The 11,109-nt window shown below is 53.3% G+C and carries 12 protein-coding genes; 6 read left to right on the top strand and 6 right to left on the bottom strand.

Features of this window, described 5'->3' with window-relative positions; translation table 11 throughout:
- Positions 1–137: 137 nt before the first annotated feature.
- Positions 138–1,520, bottom strand: a complete 1,383-nt coding sequence (locus tag ACOJWD_RS06070; protein WP_486992327.1) for an MFS transporter — start codon at positions 1,518–1,520, stop codon at positions 138–140.
- A gap of 237 nt (positions 1,521–1,757) precedes the next feature.
- Between ACOJWD_RS06070 and ACOJWD_RS06065 the strand changes: the two genes are divergently transcribed.
- The 6 genes from ACOJWD_RS06065 (at position 1,758) to ACOJWD_RS06040 (ending at position 7,289) form a co-directional block, all read left to right on the top strand.
- Entirely contained in the window at positions 1,758–2,651 is an 894-nt protein-coding gene (locus tag ACOJWD_RS06065) for a LysR substrate-binding domain-containing protein (RefSeq protein ID WP_486992326.1), read from the top strand.
- Between the two features lie 228 nt (positions 2,652–2,879).
- Positions 2,880–3,128 (top strand): hypothetical protein, encoded by a 249-nt coding sequence (locus ACOJWD_RS06060; protein WP_486992325.1) that lies wholly within the window; start codon positions 2,880–2,882, stop codon positions 3,126–3,128.
- Between the two features lie 216 nt (positions 3,129–3,344).
- Positions 3,345–4,439 (top strand): GNAT family N-acetyltransferase, encoded by a 1,095-nt coding sequence (locus ACOJWD_RS06055; protein ID WP_486992324.1) that lies wholly within the window; start codon positions 3,345–3,347, stop codon positions 4,437–4,439.
- Between the two features lie 30 nt (positions 4,440–4,469).
- Positions 4,470–5,414, top strand: a complete 945-nt coding sequence (locus tag ACOJWD_RS06050) for a GNAT family N-acetyltransferase (RefSeq protein ID WP_486992323.1) — start codon at positions 4,470–4,472, stop codon at positions 5,412–5,414.
- A gap of 19 nt (positions 5,415–5,433) precedes the next feature.
- A complete protein-coding gene (locus ACOJWD_RS06045) occupies positions 5,434–6,132 on the top strand; it encodes a PIG-L deacetylase family protein (protein WP_486992322.1) in 699 nt (232 codons plus the stop codon).
- Positions 6,133–6,161: 29 nt separating this feature from the next.
- Complete coding sequence (locus ACOJWD_RS06040) at positions 6,162–7,289, top strand: exo-beta-N-acetylmuramidase NamZ family protein (protein ID WP_486992321.1); 1,128 nt, start codon at positions 6,162–6,164, stop codon at positions 7,287–7,289.
- A 449-nt stretch (positions 7,290–7,738) separates the two neighbouring features.
- On the opposite strand, the gene ACOJWD_RS06035 is transcribed toward ACOJWD_RS06040, so the two are convergent.
- From ACOJWD_RS06035 to ACOJWD_RS06015, 5 genes are all read right to left on the bottom strand, one after another.
- A complete protein-coding gene (locus ACOJWD_RS06035; RefSeq protein ID WP_486992320.1) occupies positions 7,739–8,179 on the bottom strand; it encodes an SRPBCC family protein in 441 nt (146 codons plus the stop codon).
- The gene (locus ACOJWD_RS06030; protein WP_486992319.1) at positions 8,176–8,505 is read right to left on the bottom strand and encodes an ArsR/SmtB family transcription factor; all 330 of its coding nucleotides are present in this window, start codon (positions 8,503–8,505) and stop codon (positions 8,176–8,178) included. The genes ACOJWD_RS06035 and ACOJWD_RS06030 overlap by 4 nt, the downstream gene beginning before the upstream one ends.
- A gap of 99 nt (positions 8,506–8,604) precedes the next feature.
- Positions 8,605–9,618: an oligopeptide/dipeptide ABC transporter ATP-binding protein gene (locus ACOJWD_RS06025; protein WP_486992318.1), complete on the bottom strand. Its 1,014-nt coding sequence runs from the start codon at positions 9,616–9,618 to the stop codon at positions 8,605–8,607.
- Positions 9,611–10,609, bottom strand: coding sequence for an ABC transporter ATP-binding protein (locus tag ACOJWD_RS06020; RefSeq protein WP_486992317.1), 999 nt, complete (start codon positions 10,607–10,609; stop codon positions 9,611–9,613). The genes ACOJWD_RS06025 and ACOJWD_RS06020 overlap by 8 nt, the downstream gene beginning before the upstream one ends.
- Positions 10,610–10,611: 2 nt before the next feature.
- On the bottom strand, positions 10,612–11,109 hold a 498-nt coding region (locus tag ACOJWD_RS06015), incomplete at its 5' end, for an ABC transporter permease (protein WP_486992316.1).

Raw genomic sequence — 11,109 nt, 5'->3', positions numbered from 1 at the left:
GTGCCAGACCCGACCTCTTTGATCCGACCCTCCTGGTCGACCAAGACGTAGCCGTTTTGTATCACGGTATCACCACCACACCAGATCCGCCCTGCCTTCAACAATTGGTCGTTCGCCACCATGATTCCCTCCTCGTACTAAATCTTCATTTCCAGTTGTTCGGCCATAATACGCTCTAGGGTCTTTGCTCGCGTATCAATCCCCAGCCAAGCGACTAAAATGACGCCCAGGGCTAGCACAATCGTGCTCACTGCGAATACGCCCCCAAATCCAATACGAGCAAAGGTAAAACCAATAATCAGAGGGGCAAGAATCCCCCCGACACGACCTACCGCCGACGCCGTGCCCATACCGGTCGTTCGATAGGGAGTAGGGTACACTTCCGGGGTATACGCGTATATTCCCGCATAACTACCGTTCATAAAGAATGAAAGACAAAACCCGAAGATGACGATTTCGATGTTGCTATGATAAAGTGCCATCAAAAGAGCAGACACGGCCCCCAACGCCATGTAAAGCACAATAGTGTACTTTCGGCCGAATCTTTCATTCAACCAAGCCGCCGAATAGTAACCGGGAATTTGGGCCAAGTAGATAATAATCGAATAACTAAAACTCTTGGTAATCGTCAGCCCCAACTTCACTAAAAGCGTTGGAATCCAGGTAAAGAATCCGTAATACGCGAAGGTAATCGCAAACCATAACACCCACATCATGGTGGTAATACGGACCGTTCTTCCACGCCACAGGCTGGCCAGATTCTCTTTAAACGTGCCCCCGACACCCGCCGATAACGCATCTTCTGACACCACATGTTCAACTCTCGGCAATGGTTTCCCGGTGGCTCTCAATACGTCATTTTCCAGTTGGTCCACGACCTTATATGCCTCTGCATCGCGATGTCGCGACAAAAGCCAGCGTGGAGACTCCGGAAGTCCACGACGCCACCAAATGAGCAGCAACACCGGTAATGCCGTAATGATGATCACCAATCGCCAGCCGATCGGCGACGTGGGAATGACAAAATACCCCAAGAGAGCGGCGAACACAAAGCCAAATGAGAAAAAGCCTGCTAATGCTCCCACATATCTTCCCCGCACCTTGCTATTAATGAACTCCGACAAATAGGGGGCAATGATTGCGCTTTGAGCTCCGGTGCCAATACCAGCCAACACCCGAAAAACGAAGAAGAACTCCCAATTCCCTGCAAATGCACTAATCAGGGTGGCAATACTATAAAACCCCAACGACCACACCACGATTTTTCGACGTCCAATGAGATCTCCCAGTGTCCCCGATAGAAAGGCTCCGACGAGATAGCCAATTAATAATGCACTTCCCAATAGTCCGGTTTCACCGTCGGTCAGATGCCACCGTGTGATAATGGCTGCTAACACAAAAGCGATGACCGCCCCGTCCATGGCATCAAATGTATAACCCAGCCCTCCCATAAAAAGCAGACGAGTTTGGACTCGGCTCATCGGCAAACGTTCTAACCGATCTAGCAAATGATCCTCCATTTTTAGCACCTCTCATTCCCTCAATGGTCACCAAGTCCCCAAGACCTCTCCCCTGTTGTGATGCAATCGACTGTATGGTAAAGTTTTCTGAAATCATTCCACATCTCCCGAACCAATAGGCCGCATGTGCCTAAGCGCACAATTCGGGTTATTCCGATATTAGGGTCGACGGGAATAATGCGTCCAATATTTCATTGGTATCCATTGAGATCCACTGAGTATGAATGGAGTGATCGTATGGAACTTCGCCATCTCCGATACTTTGTAGCAGTTGCCGAAGAGCTCAGTTTCGGACGAGCTGCTGAGATACTCAATATGTCTCAGCCTCCCTTAAGCAAACAGATCAAAGACCTCGAAGACGATTTGGGGGTGAGTTTGCTGGAACGTACTAAGCGACGAGTGCGACTCACCGCAGCCGGTGAAGACTTCCTCGTCTATGCACGAGATATTCTGCATTTAGCGGATGAGGCACAGGATCGTGCGCGTCTAGTAAACCATGGAGACATCGGAAAACTCGTCATTGGATTTACCGGCACCACGATGTATGATCTGCAGGCCGTTCTCCGGTTGTTCAGTGAGTCGCATCCCCACGTTGAGGTCCGATTACGCCGCCTTTCCACCGCTCTTCAACAAGAAAGCCTCCACGATCGCTCAATATCACTGGGGCATCTTCTCTTACCAGTCCGAGACCCCAATCTCCATTTCTTTCCTCTCCGTCAAGAGCCATTTGTCATGGCACTCTCCACGAGCCATCCTCTAGCCGAGGCGAAAGAGCCACTCAACATGGCACTCTTTGCTGACGATGTCTTTATCGTAACCTCGCGCAGTGCCGGCACCAGCTATCACGACGCCGCGCTGGCCCTCTGCCTTGAAGGCGGATTTGTGCCCCGTATTGCTCTCGAAATGGATCACAGTGAATCCATCGCCGCATTTGTCTCCATTGGCATGGGGGTCTCGCTCGTTCCGCAGTCACTGACCAATCTGCAGATTCATGGCGTCGTATATAAGCGCATCGAAGGAGAACAACCGATGATTACCACGGCTCTCGCCTGGCGAAAGGACGATCGCCCGCCGGTGATTCAAGCGTTCATTGAGTGTACACGTCAATATCTCGATTCCCTCATTAAGTGAACGATCAGAGACCGTCCATCCATTGGCAGCCTTTGGACGCACGCCGAACTTATTTATGAATGCGACGGATGCGGATATGCCTACACGAGGGGGTGAGATGGACTCTTATGCCTTCTGGTCAGCGGTTTGCCGGGCACGGCGGCGGTCGCATGGAACGGGCGTAACGACTGCGCTAACTACATCATGGCTCCACGATCAACCGATCTGGACGAGTTCCGGACACCCACCTTGCGCCCTCGATCCGTGTTACGTCTTGTCCTCCCCTATCTCGTGGCGACGCCACAATACACTATTTTCGGCAAGCCCGCGACAAAATGTTGGGCAGAGGGGATGCCCGTGGCGCTGTCCCGAGAACAATTGCATCGAATGATGGACAATCTGCCGGCAGACCAGTTCGCTGCCCTGGCCGACCTTATCCACATCTGGATCGATGAAGAGGACGAGCCTGTATTAGCGCAAGAACTGGCCGAATCTTGAAAGATGCGCGACGAAATGCAGCGCCGGGCTCGCATGGCATTTTGCTTGGAAAGCTGGGATGCGCCTAATTATCTCGAGGGATTCATGCCCCACGAGCAAATTCGCACATTTCCAGAGGCACCGTGAAACCTGGCCTAATCTCGGAATTTTGTTTTATGAAATTTAGACTATAATTAAAATGTTTCACAAGACGGCTTTCATCGAGGAGGTTCACCCATGGAGATCCGTGTCGCCACACCCAGCGATTTGCCCCAAATCAGAGTGCTCGCTGACCGAGTTTTTCGTTCGCGGCGGGATGGCCACATGGCCGACGAGTTTCCCCATCTCTATGACGAATCCAACGCACATCATTGGGTTATCGCCCAAGATGGTGACACCATTTGTAGCATTGTGGGCGCCATGGTGTGGCCAGCAGTGATGGCCGGCGGTGCCACCACAGTGGCGAGCGTCGGTTCCGTCGCAACCGACCCCAGCTATCGCGGCCGCGGGCTCGCAAGCCAATTACTGCGTCTAGCAGAGCACCGCCTTTCCGACGAAGGCGCCCGTCTGATGTTAATATCGGGAGACTTACCGCTTTACACCAAGTTTGGTGCGCGGGCCATTGGTCGCGTGACATGGCATCCTTTTCCCCAAAAAGTACGCTCCGATAGCTCGTATCACGTTCGTCCCCTGGACCCGCACCAAGATGCCACCGTCATTGCTCGACTGAACCAAACGCGTTCCACACGGTTTGGACGCAGCCATCGGGAACTTGAAATCCTCTTAAGGGTGCAGCCACTCACGGCGGTCGAACAAGGAATACCCACGAGCTACATAGTTGAACGACAAGGACGCCCAGTCACCTACGTCATTGTGAACCATAAGCCGAGTCGCGGATCCGAACCGAGCCGAGTGACGGAGTGGGCTGGTGATCCCCAAGGTCTCCTCGAGGCGATAAGACCGCTACAACAAGAGTCCCTTCACGGACTCCTCATTCCGGTCCTCGACGAGGACCTTGGTCTTATGGCGCTCTTGCCCCACGATCAGCACATCATATCTCAGCCCGTATCATGGCTCACCAAAGTCATTAATGGTCCAGGGCTCATCGCCGACTTGCAAGACGTGTTCCTTGAGCGCACTCAAGACTCTCTCACCATCACATCGCAAGGCGTGGATGCGCTGCAAGTCGATTTCGGAGCCTCTCAGTGGACGGTAACGGCCGCCGATCTTACCGAATGGCTCTTTTCTGTCGACAGCGAGAGCCGACCCGAACCACTGAACGGAATTTGGCCTCTCCCGTGTCTATGGCCCGAAAGTCTGAACTACATCTAAAACACTTCTCATAAAGGGGACGGAAATGACATGATTCGCACCTATCGTGGCGGTGACGAGACCGCATTGATCCAAAGTTGGAATCGCGCCATGCCGGCTGACGGCATCACCGAAAAGGTTCTCATTAATCGGATTCTGACCGATCCTAATTTCAACCCAGAGGGATTCTTTATTGCCGAAGAAGATGGTCACATCGTGGGGGGACTACTGGCGATTGTCCGTAACACCCCCATGTTCGGCACTGATCTTGAACCCCACGATGGCTGGATTACCACTTTCTTTGTCGACCCTCTCTATCGCCGCCAGGGAATTGGCCGGGCCCTCCTGGAGCACGCGGACGCGTTCTTTACGAGCCACGCACGTCAAACTGTGTACTTTGCCTCCTATGCGCCCAACTACTTTGTACCCGGCATTGACGCTGAAAGCTATCCCGAGGGAGCTCAATTACTCCGTGCCATGGGATACCAACGACTCTATCAGGCCGTGGCCATGGACAAGAACTTAGTGGGATTTGCGATTCCGGACGATGTGCAATTATTGGAACGAGAACGCCAAGCCGAAGGATATCTGGTCGAACCTCTCACCCTGCCCTATTTAACTGCTGTTCTGCAGATGAATCATGAAGAATTTGATGCGGATTGGAGTCGGTCGATTCGTGAGGCGCTCAAGGTGGGGGTGCCAATGCGAAATGTCCTCATTGCCCGCAAGGATAGTACGGTCGTCGGTTTTTGCCTCTACGGCGGATATGACGGGATTGGGGAGCGCTTCGGCCCCTTTGGCGTCTCCACCGCGGTACGCGGGACGGGATTGGGCAAGATTCTTCTCTATCGCTGTTTAGAACAGATGCGCCATGATGGCCTGCACTCCGCCTGGTTCCTGTGGACGGGCGAGAAAGAAGCTGCTGGCCACCTCTATCGACGCGCCGGATTCACCGTCACTCGCCGCTTCGACGTAATGAAAAAGACCTTACCATAAAGAAGAGAGGCGCGACATCATGAAGATTATGGCAATTGGCGGGCATGCGGGAGACATGGATTTAACAGCTGGGCCCGCCCTAGTGCAGGCGGTCATGGATGGGCACGAGGTGGTCCTACTCCACCTCACGCCGGGAGAAAAAGGCCATCCCACCCTAGGCTACGATGCCTATGCGCTACAAAAATCGGGGGAAGCCACTGCCTTCGCGAACCACATTGGGGCTCGAGCCCGATTTCTTCCTTACCGAGATGGGGAATTACCGGTGACCGATCAGGTGAAATTTGAGGTCGCGGAGCTCATTCGTGAAGAAAAGCCCCAGATTGTGGTCACGCATTGGAAGAACAGCATTCATAAGGACCATGCCAATACCTACCTCATTGTCGAAGATGCCATTTTTTACGCCGAAATCAATACCTATGCCAGTCACTTATCCCCGCACAGCGTGCGTCAAGTCTACTATGCCGATAACTGGGAAGACCCGTTTGACTACCAGCCCGACATCTATGTGGAACTCCGCGACGAAGCCTACCAACTGTGGTTGAAGGCTGCTGAACAGTATGCCTACGCACGAGGAGAAACGGGCTTTCAACATCTTGAGTACTATAAGGCACTCTTCGTGGTGCGCGGACTCCCCCATGGGTCCCCGCGAGCGGTCGCCATTGCGCGACCGGACTGGTCTCGGCTAAAGAAAATTACATCTCTTACGGAAAGAGGGTAACGGAGACGGTATCTCTCGGCATTGATGAATTGCTTCATCACCACACCGATCTTATCGATCAAAAACGCATCGGCCTCATTAGCCATTACTCGATGACCAATACCCAGTTAATCCCGGTCATCGACTGTTTGCGAAAGTCGACACACGGCCGTCTGGTCCGACTCTTTGGACCGGAGCACGGAGTCCTCAATGCGGCCCCGGAAGGTGAATCGATCGCCTTCATGGATGATCATCACACCCAGCTTCCCGCCTTCAGCCTCTACGGCGATATGAAGGCGCCCACAGCAGAAATGCTGGATGGTCTTGATGTGCTCATCGTGGACCTGCAGGATATCGGTACTCGCTATTACACCAATCCCAGTACGCTCTATCACACTCTCTTCGCCGCAGCCCAAAGCGATGTCGCGGTTGTTGTGCTCGATCGCCCCAATCCCCTAGGGGGGATAAAACGTGAGGGGCACATTCTGGAACCCGGATATGAATCCTTTGTCGGTAGGATTCCCGTGCCAATTCGCCACGGCCTCACCATGGGCGAACTCGCACTCTTCATGCAATCCCGATTTGTTCCCGAGGTGCCACTGGAGGTGGTCCCTATGTCGGGGTGGTCTCGGCACATGATGTGGCCCGATACCCACCTTCCCTTCGTGTCCCCTTCGCCCAATACCACCCACTTTGACATGACGCTCCTTTATCCGGGCACCTGCCTCTTTGAGGGTACCAATGTAAGTCTTGGCCGAGGCACCACACATCCTTTCGAATGGATTGGTGCGCCTTGGGTTGATGGTCATGAGCTGGCCGATTGGTTTAATAATGCGGAGGTCCCCGGCATTATTGCGCGTCCCGTCTATTTCAATCCTTGGCGCTCCCTTTATGCGGGAGAATTGGTGCAAGGGGTACAACTGCACGTTATCGATCCCAGCCAGGTCCATAGTCTACGGACCGGGGTCACCCTCCTAAATGCGTTTCAGACCCTCTACCCCGACCAATTCCAGATTGTCTCAGCCGATGATACCCACCATCCGTTCTTTGATTTGCTCTCTGGCGGCTCGCGTCTTCGCCAAGCCATCGCCGACGGAACCACGAACACCTATTTTGACGAGGAAGCTGACATTATCGCACAGTTTTCAGACAGCATCGCATCCTACTTGCTCTATTAATAGGGTAGGCGCGGGGGAGAATCTACTTTTTTACCTAAGGTATGCTCGACATCTTCTCTAGAGAGGGAGGCATTGCTACGAGCATGAGTCCGCGAGTAGCCGGACTCTTTCTTCTGTGGTCTCTTAATACGTGGTCCCTACCCAAGGGATAGGAGCTACGGGCTATCCTGTTCGGCATGATGCCGAACGGCTGTCGAAGGCCACCCTGCGACTAGGCTTCTAATCACACTTGGGTAGCCACCGACACCCTTACCCCAAGGGACGTCCGTCCGACCACATCCATTCTCTCGTCCTACCGCAAGCGGCCCCTCTTAAGACCGTAGAGAGGCCGCTTACGGTGTTTATCGAGCCTCAGTCACGGAGCCTCTACGGTCATCAAAATCCTGTCGGTACCACATGTCTCGACTGGAAAAGACTGCGTAGTCGCTTACCGCCAACGCATTCCCACTCTAAGGCTTTGGCTGATCGTCCGACCCGATCAGTTGTTGCAATTGCTTTAATTGATGAGTCCAGCCATACTGCGCGCCTGAAATTTCTTGTTGAGCTTCCGGACGAAATCCGGTTTGCTCCAAATGCACCTGCGTCATACCCTCAGGCGACGACGAGAGCGTCCATGTCACTGTCGTCCGATGTGGTCCGGCCACTCCTTCAGTGCTCCAAGTATATGAGAGCACTGTGGGCTTCTCAGCGACTAAAATCTCCCCATCCACAATCCCGTTCCATCCCGTCGCCGCCTTGCCGCGAAACTGAAAGCGATTCCCTACGATGGCCTGAAAGTCTTCGGTCTCGAAGAACGTCCACTGCGATAATATAGAAGCGTCTGTCAACGCCTCCCATACGTGCTCGATGGAACTTTTGATCTCATAGTCCAATACCACGGTTTCAGTCACGAATTATTCTCCTCCAGCATGTTTTTCAATCGATCCATTTGTTGGGTCCAGAATTGCTCATAGAAAGATACCCACTCCTGTACTTCCCGTAATCGGGTGGCATTCAGACGGTAGCGGGATTCGCGCCCCACTTTACGGTCCTCCACCAGACCCGCTTCTTTGAGGATCGTCAAATGCTTAGCCACACCGGTACGGCCCATAGGGAACTCGGCGGTCACGGCGTAGAGCGGAAGTTCCCCTGCCTGTGCCAGCATGTCCAACAACTGACGGCGCGTGGGATCGGCAATAGCGCTAAAGACATCTCTCGTGGAAACATCTCCCTTCAACAAAAGACACCACTTGGTGGCATAATCAATAATATGCCACCAAGTGGTGTCGTGTCAAATATTGGTCATCATGACATCAGTCGCGTCGCAATCTCTTCCCTAGGCGTCAACCTCTTCTATGGCCTCCGCTACCACGCGGCGAGCGACCGGGAAGTGACACAGATGTTGATGATTGTTACCGGGCCAGGGTTGCAAGACGGGAGACTCGACATGACAGATATCCTGTACATACTTGCATCGGGCCGCAAATCGACATCCCGCGGTGACGTCCAAAGAAAAGTCTCCCAAAGGAATATAGCGGTCGGGACCTGGCTGCTCTAATCCGCGAAGTACCGGAACCGCACTCAACAGCGCTTGGGTATACGGATGCACTGGGGTGCGAATAATTTCGTCGGTCGTCCCTTCCTCCACGATTTCTCCTTGGTAGATGACATAGATTCGACCATCATCCCCGATGTAGCGTGCGGCCGCTACATCATGGGTGATAAACAGCAGTCCAATACCATAGTTCTTCCGCAAATTTTGCAGCAGTGTCAAAATACCTAGGCGAAGTGACACGTCAATCATGGACACCGCCTCGTCCGCCACCAGAACGGTCGGCTCCACGGTGAGCGCACGGGCAATCACCACCCGTTGCCTTTGGCCACCGGATAACGTATGGGGATATTTGGGCAGTACAATCTCGGGATTCAGTCCCACCAATTCTAATAGCTCTCGAGCTCGCCGGACCAGGTTCTGGGTGGACTTCCCATGACGCTTAGCATGGTGCGTCAAAGGCGCCATCAGGGACTGATAGATGGTCCGGGAGGGATTTAACGCCGCATAGGGGTCTTGTTGGATGAGTTGTACCCGTCGCAGCGCATCTTGCCGCTCTTGACGACTCATAGCACCTAAATCGATACCATCAAACAGGATTTCACCGGAGTCATAGGTCTCCATTCCCGTCAGCATCCGACCAATCGTCGTCTTTCCGCAACCCGACTCTCCGATGAAGGCGACAGCTCCCGCATCGGGAATGGTGAAGTTCACACCTTTTACAGCCTGAACCGCGCCTTGACTGAGAATTCCCCCACGTGCAGCAAATGTTTTTGTGACATTTCTCACTTCAATCATGTTGGCTCACCCCGTGACAACTGACTAGGCCGTCTCCATGCACAACTTGGGCCGTCGGATCGACCGTATCGCAAATATCCATCCTGATAGGGCAGCGCTCACGAAACACACATCCCCGAGCTGGAATCGTCGCCAAATCGGGCGGGGTGCCCGCCAAGGGTTTCGCATCCTCGAGTCGCCCGGTTATTCGCGGAATGGCGTGAATGAGCCCCTTCGTATAAGGATGTAGGGGGTTACGTAACAATGACCCCGTGGGTCCCTCCTCTACCACCCGGCCCGCGTACATAACGACCACGCGATCAGCCATTTCAGCGACTACACCCATGTCATGCGTAATGATGAGCGTAGTGAGTCCACGTTCACGATGAATTTGCCGCACAATCTCCAGCACGGCCTGTTGCGAGAGCATATCGAGAGCCGTGGTCGGCTCATCCAATATGACCACTTTCGCCTTGAGCACCAAAGCAAAGACAATCCCCACGCGCTGGCGCATGCCCCCCGACAACTCATGTTGGTAAGACGTCAAGACTCGATCTCCATCCATTCCCATACGTTCTGCTAATGCCTTCGCTTCATGCAATAGTGCCCGCGGATCGGCCACCTTGTGTGAACGAGCTAGGTCAAGTAGTTGAGCTCCCACCCGCTTTAAGGGATTTAGCGAATTAGAGGACGCTTGAAACACAAATCCAAAGTGTGACCCATGGATCCGACGCAACTGCTCCCCTTGAAGCTTCAGCACGTCACCGGCTCCGTCGGCAAAGACAGCCCCTTCGCGAATTTTTCCCGGGGGCTTAATGGCATTCATAATGGCCATCGCCAAGGTGGTCTTCCCGGAGCCCGATTCACCAATGAACCCCGTGATTTGACCCCCGCGGATTTCTAAAGACACCTCTTTAAGGGCCGCCAGGGTGCCACGATCCGTTTGATAGGTGACGGTTAGGTGACGCACATGAATTCCGGTTTCTTGCACCGGCATTTCCACTGTACTCACGGTTAGCCCTCCCTCAATCGTGGATTGAAGATCTCGTCTAAGGCATCAAGAAACAGCACGATACCTAACGTTAACAACAGAATCGCCACTAATGGAGAAAGCAAATAGGGCAGTGCCTTTGGACTCTCCATGGCTCCTCCGGTAAACACGGCTAAATTTAACATCACGCCCCAGTTATTGACATGGAAGGGAACGACCCCCAGATAGAATAATCCGACCTCGGCGTAAATCGCGCCCGTAATCGACACCAAAAGGTTCATTGCAATATATGGCCCCATATTAGGCAGAATTTCAAAGAAGAGAATGTGCCACCAAGGTAATCCCATGGTTCGCGCCGATTCAATAAATCCTCTCTCACGTAAGGACAAGGTTTGCGATCGTACCGCCCGTGCCAATCCTCCCCAACCGGTAATGCCTAAGATAAAGCCCATAGCAATCGGTTCTCCAAAGTTCCACACGGTCGACAGCACAATGAGTAAGGGAAACGACGGAATGGTGAG

It is taken from the genome of Sulfobacillus sp. TH-112, assembly GCF_057473405.1.
Note: the sequence above shows the minus strand (reverse complement) of the source record. Positions and strands in the feature narration are given on the sequence as shown.